Below are 16,191 nucleotides of genomic sequence, written 5' to 3'. Positions count from 1 at the left end.
TGATTCAATTCGTCCTGTAGGGAGGAATTGGCGATGATGGGACCGAGGCAGGAAGCGCAGGCGGCGTTGTTCTACGAGTTCTCGCTGGAAGATCATGTCCCGCAAGATCACCTGCTGCGCTCGATTGATCGGTTCGTCGATCTTGGCAGCATCCGGTCGCATCTGGCGGAGTTCTACAGCCATACTGGACGCCCCTCGGTTGACCCCGAGTTGCTTATCCGAATGCTACTCGTGGGCTACTGCTTCGGGATCCGGTCCGAGCGGCGGCTTTGTGAAGAGGTTCATCTGAACCTAGCCTATCGGTGGTTCTGTCGGCTCGATCTGAACGACCGTGTGCCGGATCATTCCACATTCTCGAAGAACCGGCATGGGCGGTTCCGCGAAAGCGAACTGCTGCGCTACCTGTTCGAGATGACCGTGGCACACAGCATTGAGGAAGGCCTCGTCAGCGGTCAGCGTATGGCCATCGATGCAAGCTTGATCGAAGCCGATGCCAACAAGCAGAACTCAACGCCGAAGGAAGAGTGGGACGCCTCAACCGTTGATCCGACCGACGCGCCCCGCGCCGTCCGCGAGTATCTCGACACGCTGGACGAGGCTGCGTTCGGCGCTGCCAGCGAGGTTCAGCCCAAGTTCACATCGCATTCCGATCCGGCGAGCCAATGGACCGCAGCCCGCAAAGGCCCTGCATTCTTTAGCTATTCCGACAACTACCTGATCGATACAGATCACGGAGTTATCATCGACGTCGAAGCCACCAGATCAATCCGTCAGGCTGAGGTCGGATCGACCAAGACCATGTTGAACCGAGTAAAGGAACGGTTCGATCTGCATCCGGAGAGACTAATCGCGGACACCGCCTATGGCACCGGCCCACTTCTGGGCTGGCTGGTTGATCGCAAGATTGCGCCGCATATCCCGGTGTTCGACAAGTCCGGTCGCAATGACGGCACCTGGACCCGCGCCGACTTCGAATGGGATGCTGAGAATGACCAATACATCTGTCCCGAAGGTCACGCCCTCAAGCAGTTCCGCCGCAACTACTCAGACCCCAACCGCGGTCCGACGGGCAAGGGCACCGCTCGCTATCGCGCTCTGAAAGAGGTCTGTCAGGTCTGCCCATCGAAAACCAAGTGCTGCCCCAACGCGGATGCCCGCAAGATCAGCCGCGAAGAAACAGAAGACGCCCGCCAGGTGGCTCGAGACATTGCCAAGACCCGCCAGTACGACATCTCAATGAAGCTCAGAAAGAAGGTGGAAATGCTCTTCGCCCACCTCAAACGCATTCTCGGCCTGGGTCGGCTCCGATTACGTGGCCCATGCGGCGCAAACGACGAATTCCTCCTCGCCGCCACCGCCCAGAACCTCCGCAAACTGGCCAAGATCTTTCCCGCACCGCAGCAAACACGTAAAGCCTGATCAGAAAGGCACTCGCGCTCGGTTCAGCACACCACTTTCTGCGTCCGCAACACGTTGTTTTTCCACAGAATCGGCGGAAAGCAGAAATTCGCCGCAAGTGCAGCATTTCCATTTGCAACCCGGAATAGCGGACGTTCAATTTATAGTTTCCAACGCTCCGGGAAACGGCGGTAGATCCGTCGAAAATCGGCGATGCGTGAAGGTTCGAAAACTGTCCGATAATGCAAACTTATTGGACATAGCTGAGAGCCGCAGAGTGGGGCGGTTTGTACACTATATAGTAGGCAAAAGCGCCGCTGTGAGATAGTCTTGTGGCATGACCTATGCCCGCCAGAGCTTCAGCGACGACCACCAGAGCCTACCCCGGATGCCGTCCTGGGTCACCTCGGCGCAGGCAGAAACCCCTGAAGATGTGGCGTTTTTGTCGGGTGCATCACTGAACCATCTGCATCTGATGGTGAGCCGAAACGACGCCCCCCAGACGTTGTTGCGGGCTCGGCTGGCGTTGCGCGCCGCGGAAGCCTGCGTGACGCACCAGGGACGTCCGGAGCGGGCTTCAGACCTACGAGATGCGGTCGCGTTTCTCCAGCCGGGTGACAGTCCGGGGCCAGCCGGTGAGGTCTATCTCTCGTGGCGAAGGGCGGTCGAACGACCCTTGTCAGTGAAGCCACTGCGTCGCGCGCTGCCTGATCTCGAGCGCGAGCAGATCGCGATGTGGTTGGACGTGGGGCAGGGGGCGCCGGTCCCACGTGCCGCGGCTGTGCTTCGGGCGACTCTGGAGGATCGTCCACGGTATCCCGCCGCTACGTTGATCCTGGCGGACGCGGCGTTGGCGCAGGCGCTTGGGTGGAGTTATGTGCTGCCCCTCTTGGCGCTTGGTGTCAAGCGGGCCGATCTGCGGAAGTCGGGTGACGAGCTGCGCCTGGCCTGCCATCGGGCGATCGTGTTGGCCGCGGCCGAGGCAACGCGAGAGGCGGCCGACCTGGCCCGGCGCGCTGATCGGCTCCGGGCCGTCGCGCCCAACCTCCGGGCAAAGGGCGCGGACAAGGCCGTCTCGCTGTTCCTGAACCGGGACGCGGTCGCACCGGCGGCGCTCACCTCGCTCCGGTCCGATCGCGCCGCACGCCGGTTCTGCGACCGTCTGGTCGAGCTTGGCGCAGGGCGTGAGCTGACCGGGCGCGACACATTCCGGCTCTACGGGGTCTGAGCGATGGCCAAGGATCACGCCGAGACCGATCTGGATCGGGAGTTGGAAGAGTTTCCGCCCGACTTGCGGTGGCGCGAATGGATGCACCGGATCGAGGCGGTTCTCTTTGCCTCCGGCTCACCCGTGCCGCGCGAGGATCTGGCCCGCGTGGTGGGGCAGGGGGTCTCGGTCGATCTGTTGATCGACGATCTGATGTCTGATCTCGAGGGGCGGTCGTTTGAAGTTGCGAAGGTGGCGGGCGGCTGGATGCTGCGGACGAGGCCGGCCTATGCGGCGGCGATCCGGACCGCGGCGGATGTCGGCGACCAGGATCTCGATCTGCGCGAATACGATGTCGCCGTGCTGGCGGCCATCGCCTATCACCAACCAATCACGCGGGATGGGCTCAAGGGCATCTTCGGCAAGGAGATCAGCCGTGACCTGATCGGGCGGCTGCATGCCCGCGGCCTGATCGGGACAGGCCCCCGCTCCCCACGGCGTGGGGCACCCTACACATACGTGACGACGGAGCAGTTCCTCGTCGCCTTTGATCTGGAGTCGCTGCAAGACCTGCCGGACCGGGAGCAGCTGGAGGATGCGGGCGTGTTGTCCCAGACTGGGACATGAAGCTGTGGTGTGAACCGAAACCGGGGACCGCCTACGCTACTTCGCGGAGCCGGCGCGCGCGCAGACAGGCTCAAGCATCGCCCAGATATCATCGACGACCTGGGCAAGGCTCGTGCCTTCGATCTCGGTCGCCTCGGAATAGGCGCGCCACTGTGCGGACTTTGTTGGCTCGGTAGCGAACTCCTGGGACAGGCCCGGCGGTCGCTCCCTCGGGACTTCCGTTTGACGCCGCTCAAAGGTCTTTTCGATGCTGGCCAGCAAGTCCTCCAGATCGAGATCGACGGCCTTCGGCAGCGCCCAAAGATCGAAATAATCCTTCATCCGACCATTGATGACACCAAGAGCGACGACCGCCTGGAACTTCTCTGCGATGACTGTCTCCGGGGAGTAGGCGCGCACCGATGCCGAGGGAAAGTCGAGCAGAGAACCGTAGTCGAGCGTGTAGTCGGGGTTTCCAAGCGCGTCTCCGAATCCGACATCGATCGTGATCGGGATCCGCGTTTTCTCGAGATACGCGGTCGTCTTCAGGCGCATGCCGCCGTAGACCTGATCTTCCCTGATCGGGGCCGCGGTAAGGCTGGCGTCGTCAAAGATCAGCCCGTCGTCTGCGTCGATTGTGAGAATCTCGGCGATTGTTTTCTTCAGGGTCGCCTCGTCTTCGGCGCCGAACGACAGGAAGTCGATGTCTCGGGTAAATCGGCCTCTGTCCTTCGTCCAGAGTGTCACGAGCATCCCGCCCTTCAGGACGAAGCGATCGCGGTGTGCCGACACCGACAGTCGGTAGATGAGCCGTTCCAGTCCGAACGCGACCAATACCACGTCGAAGGCCTGCTCCTCCGCGCGTGCGAGGTTCAGCAGCCTCTGACGCACCGAAGCGGCGGTGTTCTTGGGCTTGTCAGCCATTCGACGTCACGGCCTCGAGGTACGGATGCATCTGGTTCCAGGCCCCGTAGGTCCGCGCAGCCTCGGCAATGGCTGACGGCGTCGTCCTGCGATGCTCGATCGCAGTCTTGAGTGCCTCGATGGCGACCGATCGATCGACGAGGCGCTGGTTCCGGAATGCATCGGCCAGTGTCTTTGGTATCTTGTACATCCTGATCGTCGCCCCGCCCATCTGGTGTTCCTCGACGTCGCCGGAGAAATAGGGTTCGCGGAACCGGACGGTTCGGATCTTCGGATAGGTGATTTTTGGTTTCCAGTCCTTGGCGCCAATGGCGATCCAGACACGACGTGGAAGTTGATCGGTCAGGCTGTGGAACGCCAGTGCCGATGTGAGGCAGATGACGGCCTTGGGCGCGCGCTTGGCGACTTCGATGAGAGTTTCATGCGTATCGGGGGTGCTATCGGGCAGGCTATAGAGCCCGCGACCGAGCCGGATGATGTCTCCGGACTGCACCGCGCGAGAGATTGTTGCCGCTGACACGCCCACCCCCTCAAGATCTCGTGCGCGCGCCGGCGCATGGGACTCCAGATACTCAAGGAGGCGCTGCCTTTGTGTCGGATCGTTTTGCACTGATGGATAACCTCGGACAACTTCGCATTCAGTCCGAGGTTTCCTAACACATATACGTTGTGACTGCCAAGACAGCAGAGCTTTCGCCAAGCAGCCATCTTTCTGCAGGGAGGGCGGAGAGCAGTCATTCGCTGCTACGGCGAAGCGATTCACTAGGAATTCGAAAAGCGGACTTTCCATTCGAAAGTCGCAGTTTTGGCGATGCTGCAACTGACCCGTGATTGCATCGCAAAAAGCACCGCAACGAATATCCTGCGATACGATATCACCGTTTCTCAAGCCTAGATTGTTGTCATCTTCAGTTAGTCGAGGAACGATTTCAAAAGAGCGCAGGGAATGTGCATTGGAGTAAGGATTGTAGTCTTCTGTCTTGGCCCCCTAAAACTGTGCCACAGTTGGCTTAGTTTTGGAGACGGGATTGATGGCGCGGAAACGGTATTCGGACGAAGATATTCTGCGGCTTTTGCGCGAGATTGAGCTGGGCCTGGCATCTGGTTCGGATGTCGCGACGGCGTGCAGAACGGCTGGTGTCAGTGATGCGACCTATTACACATGGCGCAAGCGGTTTGGTGGGATGGGACGATCTGAGATGGCCAATCTGAAGGCGCTGCAGAAAGAGAATGATCGGCTCAAGAAAATCGTGGCTGAGCTTGAACTGGACAAACTCATTCTCAAGGAGAGCCTTGATTATCTAAAGCCAAAGGCCTGACGGCAGACCAGCTTCGTCAGGCCGTGGTCCACACCCGACAAAAGCTGGCAACCTCTGAACGGCGCACCTGTCGCGTGATTGGATTGGCGCGGAGCACGCTGCAATACCGCGCAGCGCCAAAGGATGATGAGGCGTTACGTCTGGCGATGATCCGATTGGCCAAACGGTATGGGCGCTACGGCTACCGCAAGGTCGCCGAGCTGCTGCGTGTCGAAGGCTGGGCAGTCAATCATAAAAGATCGAACGACTATGGCGCGAAGAAGGCTTGCAGCTCCCACAACGGCACAAGAAACGCAAACGGCTGTACCACAAGGACAGCTCGATCATCCGGCTCCGACCGCAACATCCCAATCACATCTGGAGCATTGACTTTGTCCACGACAAGCTGAGCAACGGACAGAGCTACAAGATGCTGACGGTGCTGGATGAGTATACCCGTGAGGCGCTCTGCGTAGCGGTCAAGCCGAAGATGAACAGCGCAGACGTGCTGGATGCGCTCTACCCACTCTTATTGCGGCACGGGAAGCCCGAACACATCCGTTCCGACAACGGCGCGGAGTTCATCGCAACGGCCCTGCAGACCTGGTTAAGAAAGGTGGGCATTAAGCCGATCCAAATCTACCCGGGATCACCTTGGGAGAATGGATACAACGAGCGCTTCAATGGCACTCTGCGCCGGGAAGTCCTCAACGCAGAATGGTTCCACACCACCAAACAGGCTCAGATCGTCATCAATACCTGGCTTAGACAGTACAATCGTGTCAGACCCCATCAGGCTCTAAACATGCGACCGCCCGTTCCAGAAACCTTGCTCAAAACTGGCCCATAGAATTGGGGCTGGACAAAAGGATCAAGGCGTGACTACATACTTGACTAAGGAAGAAGACCGACGAAACTCCATAATTAACAATACCAACGAAAAATTTTACTTTGAACATCAAGAGATCAGCGACGTAGCAGAATTTGCTGATGGTATTTTTGAAAATCAAGTTGGTGCGACTGTATTTGGAGTGCCGCTATATCTAAACTTGCAGGATAACTCTGGCGCAGGAGAATATATTCGAAACAACAATGCAACAATTGTCAGTGCAGCGAATGAATTTGGAGTGGATGCCAATCTCGTAAAAGCTACTATCTATACTGAAATGGCCCGTGGTTGGTATGATACATACAATATTTTTGGATCAAGTACGGTGTTGCCCGGAAACATTTCTGAGGAATGGGAGCAACTGATGTCCAGCCCCAATTCTATGTGCCACCTCTGAGCAAGGTTTCTGGAACGGGCGGTCGCATGTTTAGAGCCTGATGTGGTCGGACACGATTGTACTGTCTGAGCCAGGTATTGATGACGATCTGAGCCTGTTTGGTGGTGTGGAACCACTCGGCATTGAGGACTTCCCGGCGCAGAGTGCCATTGAAGCGCTCGTTGTATCCATTCTCCCAGGGTGACCCTGGGTAGATCTGTATCGGTTTGATTCCGACCTTTCTCAGCCAGTCTTGCAGGGCCACCGCGATGAACTCCGCGCCGTTGTCGGAACGGATGTATTCAGGCTTCCCGTGCCGCAATAGGAGTGGGTAGAGCGCATCCAGCACATCTGCGCTGTTTATCTTTGGTTTGACCGCGACACACAGCGCTTCGCGGGTGTATTCATCCAGCACCGTGAGCATCTTGTAGGAGCGTCCGTTGCTCAGCTTGTCGTGCACAAAATCGATGCTCCAGATGTGATTGGGATGTTGCGGTCGGAGCCGGATGATCGAACTATCCTTGTGGTACAGCCGTTTGCGTTTCTTGTGCCGGCTCGGCAGTTGCAGGCCTTCTTCGCGCCATAGTCGTTCGATCTTCTTGTGATTGACTGCCCAGCCTTCGACACGCAGCAGCTCGGCGACCTTGCGGTAGCCATAGCGCCCGTACTGTTTGGCCAATCGGATCATCGCCAGACGCAACGCCTCATCATCCTTTGGCGCTGCGCGGTATTGCAGCGTACTCCGCGCTAGCCCGATCACACGGCAGGTGCGCCGTTCAGATGTTGCCAGCTTTTGTCGGGTATGCATCACGGCCTGACGAAGCTGGTCTGCCGTCAGGCCTTCGGCTTTAGATAATCAAGGCTCTCCTTGAGAATGAGCTTGTCCAGTTCAAGCTCGGCCACGATCTTCTTGAGCCGATCATTCTCTTTCTGCAGTGCCTTCAGATTGGCCATCTCGGATCGTCCCATGCCGCCAAACCGCTTGCGCCAAGTGTAATAGGTCGCGTCACTGACACCAGCCGTTCTGCACGCCGTCGCAACATCCGAACCAGACGACAGGCTCAGCTCAATCTGACGCAAAAGCCGCAGAATATCCTCATCCGAATACCGTTTCCGTGCCATCAATCCTGCCTCCAAAACTAAGCCAACTTTGGCACAGTTTTAGGGGGCCAAGACAGCACCGCACATCAAATTTGGCCTTGTATGGGCCATCACTGAGTATGACCGAGATTAACCAACCTCTACCGGTAACTGACAACTCTGGCTTTTGTATCGAGCTGCGAATATCGCGCGCTGTATTGAATTTAATTTGATTTATTTTTGTAATTGCATTCGCTAAGTTCGAAGAATTCAAATTTACAATGAATAAGCGCGATGCTCTAAAGGAACAATACTCACCGTTCCCACCAACATAGATTTCAGATCCCGATGCAATTTGCTTGTATGACTTTCCAAGAACCTCGGCGTCGATTTTGTCCAACTGTTTCGAAAATTTGTACAGCCTAATGTCGTTTAGAGCTCTCTGGTATGCAAAAGGCAGTAGAGCGAATAGCAGCACCAAGGCAAAAATGATCAGGATTTTTTTCATCTGTTTATCTGGCAGTTTTGGCTTATCGGAGGGCCACGCATGTCAGCAATAGCAAGAACATTTTCACCATACCACATGAGGGCTCGTCAAATATTATATCCGGCACGTCCTGGTTTGATCGACTCCATGACAGGCTCGGCTCCTTTACTCCTAATAAAGTGCCGCCATGTCTTCCATGTCTTCACGCGCAGACTTGTTAACGATCCACCACGCCAATTCTATCATCCGCGCCCTGTTTGCTGATGATTCTATCAATCCCCAATACTCAAATTCCCTACAATGATCTGCTCAATTTGAATCGCATTGTTTCCTTCATGACTCCGCCTGCACCGCTCAGTATTTGATGTAAAATACGTCCCACAGCCTATGCTGGAATGCCAATTCCCAACTCCTATTTAATGATAGATTTTGCCTATGCCTCGAGGCTGTTACGGACCGGTAAATGATAACAGCCTTCTGATGTTTAAAGTCCGCTTTCTGCCGCCCATGCGACGCACCTGGAGCCTCTTTTCGAGATAGATCCGCAGAATCTCTTGTGGTTCGGGTTGCATGATCATTATCAACATGGCGCAATCACGGTTCAGCCCTTCAAAGCCACGATAGAGTTAGGATTCCAAATCATTATTGAGGAGATGGGAGATGGACTATTTTGCCGGGTTGGATGTGTCGATGGAGGAGACACATATTTGCGTTTTAGATCGTGAGGGCGCCGTTATCAGAGAAGGAAAGATGGCAACCTCGCCAGAGGCCGTAAGGGACTTCCTTGCCGCGGGTCCGGCATGCATAGGAGTTATTTTCGAGGCGGGACGAATGGCCCCATGCTGTATCACGGGCTCGCCGAGCGAAGCCTTCCCGGCCTTCACGCGGCACTATACGGGCTCTTTGCAGCTCGCGAGGCGATACTCACAGCCGTTTCGGCGAAAAACTGCGACATCAAGAAAATGACCAGAAAATCCGAGGTCTGCAGGCGATTGATGACGGTGCCCGGCGTTGGCCCGATCACCGCACTGGCTTTGGCAGCTGCCATCGATGATCCGCACAGGTTCAAGAAATCCCGCGACGTTGGCGCCTACCTTGGTTTCGTGCCTCAGAGAGGCCACTCAGGAGAAATCGACTACAGCGGCAGTATCTCGAAATGTGGCGTGTGAAAGTTCGCACGCTTCACTACGAGGCCGCCAACTTCCCACTCACAAGATGCGCCGCGCCGCTTGAGATGAAATCATGGGCGCTTGGCATCGCGGCACCCTCAACGATGCGCAAAGCGCGCGTGGCTTTGGCATGACGGCTAACTATCATTCTGCATGCCATCATGGGGGGACCAAACGGATTTCAAGGCCGCCTGACAACTGTCCAAGCGAGGATTCCAATAACAACCAGTTCCCAGCGGGAACGATGCCCGAGGGAGGGCGTAGGACACGGTGTGTATTCTGTAGCAACAGCCTGAACTGGCAGATTGCGGTTTCCACCTTGCTGACACACACCCAGCCAACCCCTTCATGAACCAATGAGTTCGAAGAGAACAAAGGCACCATTGGCGATCTCCGGCATGTCCGGGTGGTCACCACTCGGGCGGCGCTTCGCGAAAGTCGTGACTGCTTCGATCCCGATGGGCAGGATGTGCCTAAACTTGCGCATCAGACTGCGGATCATGTTGGACATCTGTTCATCGCCGACTCATATTGTCGGCAGCGGCACGCGCCTCTTTTGCCAGAAATGTACTCCAAATTTTGCGCCAACTTTGGATCAGTTTCATGGGGCTGGAACACTCGTTGCTGGAAACCTGAATTGGACCGATATTGTCAAGATGACGACCTACCACGTCGATCTTCGAAAGCACCTCGACACATTCGTCAAAGTCAAAGACGCGTTCATTTCCGCGCCATATCCTGCCTGGTCTTGCATCGGAACGACGGAGCTTATCACCGAAGGTACGCTGGTAGACATCCGCATTATCTGCCAACGTGTCGGTAACAATTGAAGAGACCAATTGGGGTGCAGGTTTGAAGGTGATGTGTCTGAACGGCTGGGGTGGAAAACTCCATGAGGCGCTGCTGCCATACCTTGCTGGGACTGCTCCCGATATCCTGTGCTTGCAAGAGGTCATCCATAGCCCCGCATCTAAGAAGGACTGGCTGACCTATCGGGACGGCGATCAGATATTGCCACAACGCGCCAATCTGTTTCGCGATGTCAGCGCTGCTCTGCCGGAGCATGTCGCGATCTTTTGCCCGGCTGCGCAGGGGGTGCTTTGGGACGACGAAACCTCAATCCCATCGCGATGGGGTCTTGCGACCTTCGTACATCGTTCTTTTCCTATCATCGGACAGTTACAGGGGTTCGTTCACAAGGATTATTCCCCCGTCGGTTATGGCGATCACCCGCGCTCGCGAAGCGCGCATGGTGTCCGGATATGGGACTATGACGCCAATCGAGCCGTCAGCGTTACCCATATGCATGGTCTGCGCGACTTGAATGGGAGAATGGATACGCCAGAGCGTTCGAAGCAAGCGCGCAAGTTGCTCGACATGTCACGCAGTCTCACGGAGCGGGACGATGTCACGATCATTTGCGGCGATTTCAACGTTGAGCCAGACAGTAAAACGCTTTCGATCCTCAGCGGTTCCGGACTAACTGAACTGGTGACGGGGCGCGGCTTCGAAAGCACACGTAACTCGCAATACAAGAAACCGGGGCGCTTTGCCGACTACATGCTTATCGACCAAGAGAATGCAGTGAGGGACTTCGACGTGATCTACGATCCCGAAGTTTCGGATCACTGCCCGCTTGTTCTGGAAATCTAGCCCACTTCGAAACCGGACATTCAAGCTGACGGTTCGAACGGCAGCTCCATCCGCTCACCTGCTATTTACCACCCGGTTCTGAACGTCCGGAAGGTGCGGTTCGCGACCCACTGCATGAGCGAAAGACTGAAGTGTGATCAAAGGCAGCAATGGGCTCATTCGACCAATTCAGGATTGTCGCGGAGAAAAGGACGATATTTGGCCTAGTCGTTGCGCTGCCGCTTTGGTTGCCTGCTCGCTGACCTTCCAATCATCACAACGACGAGACCCGACCCTCCTCAGAACATCACTTTAAAGCCTGCGCTTGCGCTGAGAGCACTGACATCCCCGGCGTTGCTGAGCCCGGTGGCATAGGAGGCCTCGCCAAACAGGTCCACGCGGTCATTCCACGCATAGCTGCCCCCAATCCCAAACCCAAGCGCCCAAGCCTCGTTCTCACTCGTCAGCGACGCCGGCCCAACCCGCACCTCGCTGCCAGACCCAAAATCATGGTACAGGTTCACCATCCCGTAAACGCCGCTCGCACCCTGATCCTGCGCCCCAAACTCAAGCCCAAGCCGCAGCTGCTGGCTCACCGCATCCTCGAGCGACACCCGCTGCTCCCCCTGCGCCTCACTCGTGAAGTCACTGAACGTCACAGATGACAGGCTCAGCTGCGCCTGCGGGATCACCGTCAGCCGGGAGCCAAGGTCAAGCTGCTGTCCGGCCTCGATCGACAGCGCATAGCCCGTCCCGCTGTTGCCCTCGATCAAGCTCCCACGCCCGTCAGAGCTCAGATCGCTCGAGTAGGCGCTCACCGTCACCTGTCCGTCGACATAAAACCCCCGGCGGTCATACCACGTGGCCGCAAGCCCAAGGCCCAGACCCGTCGTCTCTATCGACCCGTCCCCAAAGTCTGAGCTCACATCCGTACTGCCCGTGCCATAGGACAGCATCAGCCCGCCCACGAGAAGACCTGCCGTGCTGGTGTCCAGCACAATATCCGCACCGATCTCCATCTCCCAGAGGCTGCTGTCGCGCGCCGCCCCCGTGGTGCTCTGCTCGGCCGCCGATGTGATCTGCTCCATCCCCATCTGGACCCACAGCGGAGAGCCACTGGTCTGAGCCCCTTGTCCGCTCCAGGCCAGGGTCCGGAAGTCTTGCGAGCTACCCCGCGCGTGCAGCCCAGAGGGCGCATTGAACGCCAGCAGCGAGGCACCATAGCTGTCATAGATCGGTGCTGAGGGTCCCCAGCTGATCTCGCCACCAGCTAACCGCGCGCTCAACGCCCACCATTTGCCGCCATCCTGCGCCTCAACTTCAGCCAGCCTGTAGAGGTGGGCACCCGAGATCACCGCGTGCTCCCCGTCCGACGTGACATAGTTGCCTCCCACAAGGGTGAAGGTCGCATCCTCAGACGTGCCGCCAACCGAGACCACGTAGATCTCAAGTGGTCCGCCTCCGGCGCTGGCATTGTCCAACCCGGCAAGCGACAGCACCATCTCGCCTGACGCGTTGCCGGTGATCTCAAGCCTGTCGGTGTTCGCACCATCAGCACCCATAACCGCATCCAGCTCAAAAACACTTCTTCCCGATCCGGTGTTGGTATAATCGCCGTCAATGGTGATCACATCACCTGCAGCCCCGTCCTGCACGCTTAAGGTCAAGTCACCCGCATTGGTCACGTCACCTGTGATGGTGAGCTCCCCGCCAGACGCGCGGAACGTAGACGTGGCGTCGATGGACAGGCCCATATCCAGCCTGTCCATCCCGTCCAGGCGCATCTCCATCTCATCCTTCAGCGTGAGATGCTCCCAGTTTCTAACGTTTTCCATTGAGGTCATCGTCCGGCGGCCATGCAGCGTCAGGTGATCGTTATCGCCCGAACCGCCGTCCAGGATATAGGAGGAAAAGTCAAAACTGGCTGTGGCACCAATCGTGGCCCTATCGTCACCCGCGCCAAGACGAACGTCCCCGGTCACGGTCCCCTCCAAGGTGACAACCGCGTCGCCATCCCCGTCTTGTATTGCAATGCCAGAGCCCCCCGCAGCCACAATGGCGGTGTCGGCGATATCAATTGTTCCCCCGCCTTCAGCGTCGGAGATCGTGCGGATCGCAGCGCCGTCGTCATCTGCGTTAAATCCGCCAGCGCCGCCCGTCACAATCCCAGCCACGTCCACGTCAAACTCTTTTACACCCAACCAAAATTTTGGGCTGTTGGAGTTGTGATCCACAGTCACGTAATTCCCTGAAACGCGAATTCCGTTTGAACCCGCCCCTGAAGCCGTGACAACAGCACCCGCATCCAGCTTGACAATCGTCTTGGCTTGCGACGTTGAGCCCGGAACAAACCTCACACCATTCACCATCGCATCCGCCTCTGCTTCCGCCCAAAGCCCATGAGAATTCCTCCCAAGCGTGGTGATACTGCCGCCCTTCATCTCCACGACCACATCGGCTGAGCCAGTGGTGTCCGCATGAAGCCCGTGGGAACCCTCGAATGCGTTGACCCTGTTCTCCGTATGGATCGTCCCTCCGGTCATGAGCGCTTTAGCCCCGTTTGTGTTGTCCGAGTTGTTTGTGTGATCCTCGTTGTGAATCCGCACATAAATCGCGGACGCCCCCCCGTGAGTCGTGGTGATTGTGCCACCACGCATTTCCGCCAGCGCGCTCCCCAGGCCACCATTGGCTTGCACAGAAATCCCATGAGCCCATCGACCGTTAATATTGATACTCCCGTTTCTCATGACAGCCTTTGCACTCGCCTCGGATGCACTCTCCGAGTTGTTGGACACCGCCCGTATCCCGTGCGCCTGCTCCCCTTCCGTGGTGATTGTGCTGCTGCCGTTGATGGCATTCATCTCCGCGATTGCGTCACAATCACAGGATGCATCTGCAGCCGCAGAAATCCCAGCGGATCGGTAACCTGTCGTACTAATCACGCCCCTGGTCATGCGCGCTGTCGCCGTAGCTTTGCTATTCGCCGTATTGTCATAGAGGCGCGCTCGAACCCCATGGGAATCTCTTTCCCCTCGCGTGATGATTGTGCCGCCACTCATTTCCGCGAGCACCTCGGCGCGGACATCGCCCTCAACCACCCCCCCATTGCTCTCTGCCAAAACCCCATGGGAAACGTTCTGGTGCGTCCTGATCAGCCCTCCGGTCATGCGCGCCGTTGCACTGGCTGCACTCCCCGTGTTTTTGTTGACCGACGCAGCAATCCCATGAGACGCTCCGCCGTGCGTGGTGATTGTGCCGCCACTTATTTCAGCGATCGCCGCGCCACCAATGGAGTCGGTTCCTGCAGAAAGCCCAGAGCTTGATCCGCTGTGACTATTGATACGCCCTTCGGTCATTTCCACCTTCGCCGTGGCGTTACTCCCCGCGTTTTTGATCTCCGCCCGAAGCCCGTAACTAAGGACAGCATGCGTGGTGACATCCCCGCCATTCATTTGCGCGGTCGCATCTCCACTGCCCTCGGTATACGCCTCAAGCCCGTGGTTATTGTAGTTAAGCGCCGGACCATCAGTGGTAACGCTCCCGTGGTGCAGTAGCACAGCGATATCGCCTGAAGTATTATCCGCCCCACGCACTGCCGCCCCAGAGACACCCCAAGCTTCCACCGTGATGGGTGCGTAATTGTCTGCGTTGTCTGGGGCATCAAGCATCAGAGTGAGCCCATCTGGCCCGGCATTGTATTCGATGCCATTGTGGGGAGTGATACCCGGAGAGGGAATGCTGGCGTCAGGGCACACTCTGACGACGCCGTTTATTATTTGGCCGCAAGCGGGGGCCGCCTGAGCATCAGCCTGGTCCGCTCCTCCGATGACAAGCGCCGCAGCAGTTGCCACAACCAACAAACCTGGTGCAATGCTCGCCACACGCCCCTTGAACTTGGTCAAACGACCAGCCCGAACCGAGACATTAAGCGGGCGAAGGGCGGGCTGGGTATCTGAGGACTGGTTTGTCATTCTGAAACTCTCCTGTGAGGGACTTGAGCACAATCGAGGCAAGGCACCGCCCTGCCCGTCAGGCAGTCAGTGGGTTGGTAGAAATGCGGGCAAAGGTATGGGCATCGGCCGGAGGCGTTGTTTGAGCCTCAACCGGAAGCGAACCACAGTTGACGGTCGGCCGCGCTGCTTTCGCGCCGTCCGTTCTGATCGCGGTAAAAAGTGTAAGGGAGTTGCAGCTGATCTCGCACCGGTAACCGCCACATAGGGCGTCACCAGAGGGCAGTACGGCTGTGTCAGACCACCCAATCCGGAAACCAGGGGCGGACTGTCAGTTAACCCACACGCGGTGCCCGACTTGCGGCCGGATGTTAGGCTGTCAGGATGATGTAACCGGTTAGTGCTGCAGTGTGCGCCAAGGCGTAGCGGCGGCCCGATGAACCGATGAACCGATGAACCGATGAACCGATGAACCGATGAACCGATGAACCGATGAACCGATGAACCGATGAACCGATGAACCGATGAACCGATGAACCGATGATACGCCAGACCCAACCGGCCTGCAAGTAACAGGCTGAATTTATTGTGCAAATTGGCGGTTTTTAGCCAAGCACTCGCAGGCCAATCAAATCGTCCCATACCGAACAATAGAACCAGTTGACTGCCTTCGGGAAATTCCCAAATCCTATCTTTAAATAGATACCCGCTATCGTGAGCACTGCCCTTGTCAGGCATTTAAATTATCAACACTACCTGATGAAACCAGAGGGAGACTGCAAGTGAGCGGACTTTGCCACCGTTGACGGAAGACTTGAAACACTGCGCGAACAAACACCCTACAGCGGAAAAAGTGGTCGCGGATCTGAAGTTTGTGTTTTGGCAGAACGTGTTTGTCAAAGGTCAGGATAGTCGGATTTGGAACAAGCACTTTGCTTCAGCTTTTCCGGGATACGATAAAGCTCTGACGATTCCTCCAGCGCGGGGCCAGGTGCACGCGACGATTGACAGCATTCGACGGTTTCGCAACCGCATTGCACATCACGAACCTACTTTTGCGCGTAATCTTGCAAAGGATCGTGATGACATACGGCGGATAGTTGAATGGTGACGTCCTGGAACCACACAGTGGTTGGATAGTGTCGAGTAAGTCACTAAATTGCTTAACCAGCGCC

Annotated in this window: 13 protein-coding genes and 3 pseudogenes; 9 read left to right on the top strand and 7 right to left on the bottom strand. The window is 57.1% G+C overall.

Annotation, left to right across the window (positions count from 1 at the left end):
• Window positions 1-33: 33 nt before the first annotated feature.
• The 3 genes from ACR3ES_RS24230 to scpB all read left to right on the top strand — a co-directional run bounded on the left by ACR3ES_RS24230 (window position 34) and on the right by scpB (window position 3,232).
• Window positions 34-1,419, top strand: a complete 1,386-nt coding sequence (locus ACR3ES_RS24230; protein WP_170437437.1) for an IS1182 family transposase — start codon at window positions 34-36, stop codon at window positions 1,417-1,419.
• Window positions 1,420-1,735: 316 nt separating this feature from the next.
• Window positions 1,736-2,626: a DUF1403 family protein gene (locus ACR3ES_RS24225; RefSeq protein ID WP_170437642.1), complete on the top strand. Its 891-nt coding sequence runs from the start codon at window positions 1,736-1,738 to the stop codon at window positions 2,624-2,626.
• Window positions 2,627-2,629: 3 nt separating this feature from the next.
• Window positions 2,630-3,232, top strand: coding sequence for an SMC-Scp complex subunit ScpB (gene scpB / locus ACR3ES_RS24220; protein ID WP_170437640.1), 603 nt, complete (start codon window positions 2,630-2,632; stop codon window positions 3,230-3,232).
• A 36-nt stretch (window positions 3,233-3,268) separates the two neighbouring features.
• Here scpB and ACR3ES_RS24215 read toward each other — a convergent pair whose 3' ends face one another.
• Together ACR3ES_RS24215 and ACR3ES_RS24210 are read right to left on the bottom strand one after the other, a co-directional pair.
• Window positions 3,269-4,135 (bottom strand): nucleotidyl transferase AbiEii/AbiGii toxin family protein, encoded by an 867-nt coding sequence (locus ACR3ES_RS24215; RefSeq protein WP_170437638.1) that lies wholly within the window; start codon window positions 4,133-4,135, stop codon window positions 3,269-3,271.
• Window positions 4,128-4,925: a type IV toxin-antitoxin system AbiEi family antitoxin domain-containing protein gene (locus ACR3ES_RS24210; protein ID WP_170437636.1), complete on the bottom strand. Its 798-nt coding sequence runs from the start codon at window positions 4,923-4,925 to the stop codon at window positions 4,128-4,130. The genes ACR3ES_RS24215 and ACR3ES_RS24210 overlap by 8 nt, the downstream gene beginning before the upstream one ends.
• Window positions 4,926-5,166: 241 nt before the next feature.
• Here ACR3ES_RS24210 and ACR3ES_RS24205 point away from each other — a divergent pair.
• Window positions 5,167-6,283 (top strand): annotated as a pseudogene (locus tag ACR3ES_RS24205) (IS3 family transposase).
• 40 nt (window positions 6,284-6,323) lie between these two features.
• Window positions 6,324-6,719, top strand: a complete 396-nt coding sequence (locus tag ACR3ES_RS24200) for a hypothetical protein (RefSeq protein ID WP_480493181.1) — start codon at window positions 6,324-6,326, stop codon at window positions 6,717-6,719.
• Here ACR3ES_RS24200 and ACR3ES_RS24195 read toward each other — a convergent pair.
• A pseudogene (locus ACR3ES_RS24195) lies at window positions 6,703-7,820 on the bottom strand (IS3 family transposase). The gene ACR3ES_RS24200 and the pseudogene ACR3ES_RS24195 overlap by 17 nt on opposite strands.
• Entirely contained in the window at window positions 7,795-8,286 is a 492-nt protein-coding gene (locus ACR3ES_RS24190) for a hypothetical protein (RefSeq protein WP_480425633.1), read from the bottom strand. Before ACR3ES_RS24190 ends, ACR3ES_RS24195 begins: the two are co-directional and overlap by 26 nt.
• 639 nt (window positions 8,287-8,925) lie before the next feature.
• Here ACR3ES_RS24190 and ACR3ES_RS24185 point away from each other — a divergent pair.
• Window positions 8,926-9,629 (top strand): annotated as a pseudogene (locus ACR3ES_RS24185) (transposase).
• 151 nt (window positions 9,630-9,780) lie between these two features.
• On the opposite strand, the gene ACR3ES_RS24180 reads toward ACR3ES_RS24185, so the two are convergent.
• Window positions 9,781-9,936 (bottom strand): hypothetical protein, encoded by a 156-nt coding sequence (locus tag ACR3ES_RS24180; protein ID WP_480458757.1) that lies wholly within the window; start codon window positions 9,934-9,936, stop codon window positions 9,781-9,783.
• Between ACR3ES_RS24180 and ACR3ES_RS24175 the strand changes: the two genes are divergently transcribed.
• Together ACR3ES_RS24175 and ACR3ES_RS24170 are read left to right on the top strand one after the other, a co-directional pair.
• Window positions 9,893-10,264 (top strand): Rid family hydrolase, encoded by a 372-nt coding sequence (locus ACR3ES_RS24175; protein ID WP_480634807.1) that lies wholly within the window; start codon window positions 9,893-9,895, stop codon window positions 10,262-10,264. The two genes, ACR3ES_RS24180 and ACR3ES_RS24175, sit on opposite strands and share 44 nt — an antisense overlap.
• Window positions 10,248-11,087 carry an endonuclease/exonuclease/phosphatase family protein gene (locus ACR3ES_RS24170; RefSeq protein ID WP_480425636.1) on the top strand — a complete coding sequence of 280 codons (840 nt, stop codon included), beginning with the start codon at window positions 10,248-10,250 and terminating at the stop codon, window positions 11,085-11,087. Before ACR3ES_RS24175 ends, ACR3ES_RS24170 begins: the two co-directional genes overlap by 17 nt.
• A 278-nt stretch (window positions 11,088-11,365) precedes the next feature.
• Here ACR3ES_RS24170 and ACR3ES_RS24165 read toward each other — a convergent pair whose 3' ends face one another.
• The gene (locus tag ACR3ES_RS24165) at window positions 11,366-15,037 is read right to left on the bottom strand and encodes an autotransporter family protein (RefSeq protein ID WP_480426282.1); all 3,672 of its coding nucleotides are present in this window, start codon (window positions 15,035-15,037) and stop codon (window positions 11,366-11,368) included.
• Window positions 15,038-15,387: 350 nt separating this feature from the next.
• Window positions 15,388-15,585: a hypothetical protein gene (locus ACR3ES_RS24160; RefSeq protein WP_480425637.1), complete on the bottom strand. Its 198-nt coding sequence runs from the start codon at window positions 15,583-15,585 to the stop codon at window positions 15,388-15,390.
• Between the two features lie 233 nt (window positions 15,586-15,818).
• Here ACR3ES_RS24160 and ACR3ES_RS24155 point away from each other — a divergent pair, with 233 nt between their 5' ends.
• Window positions 15,819-16,127 (top strand): hypothetical protein, encoded by a 309-nt coding sequence (locus tag ACR3ES_RS24155; RefSeq protein ID WP_480493189.1) that lies wholly within the window; start codon window positions 15,819-15,821, stop codon window positions 16,125-16,127.
• Window positions 16,128-16,191: the final 64 nt, after the last annotated feature.

It is taken from the genome of Ruegeria sp. B1 (assembly GCF_056535885.1).
The sequence above is the reverse complement of the archived record's forward strand: the minus strand, read 5'-3'. Positions and strand labels throughout refer to the sequence as shown.

Coding starts and splice junctions, on each gene's coding strand:
- ACR3ES_RS24230 (WP_170437437.1), top strand. CDS start 34: ATGATGGGACCGAGGCAGGAAGCGCAGGCGGCGTTGTTCTACGAGTTC.
- ACR3ES_RS24225 (WP_170437642.1), top strand. CDS start 1,736: ATGACCTATGCCCGCCAGAGCTTCAGCGACGACCACCAGAGCCTACCC.
- scpB (WP_170437640.1), top strand. CDS start 2,630: ATGGCCAAGGATCACGCCGAGACCGATCTGGATCGGGAGTTGGAAGAG.
- ACR3ES_RS24215 (WP_170437638.1), bottom strand. CDS start 4,135: ATGGCTGACAAGCCCAAGAACACCGCCGCTTCGGTGCGTCAGAGGCTG.
- ACR3ES_RS24210 (WP_170437636.1), bottom strand. CDS start 4,925: ATGGAAAGTCCGCTTTTCGAATTCCTAGTGAATCGCTTCGCCGTAGCA.
- ACR3ES_RS24190 (WP_480425633.1), bottom strand. CDS start 8,286: ATGAAAAAAATCCTGATCATTTTTGCCTTGGTGCTGCTATTCGCTCTA.
- ACR3ES_RS24175 (WP_480634807.1), top strand. CDS start 9,893: ATGGGCAGGATGTGCCTAAACTTGCGCATCAGACTGCGGATCATGTTG.
- ACR3ES_RS24180 (WP_480458757.1), bottom strand. CDS start 9,936: ATGATCCGCAGTCTGATGCGCAAGTTTAGGCACATCCTGCCCATCGGG.
- ACR3ES_RS24165 (WP_480426282.1), bottom strand. CDS start 15,037: ATGACAAACCAGTCCTCAGATACCCAGCCCGCCCTTCGCCCGCTTAAT.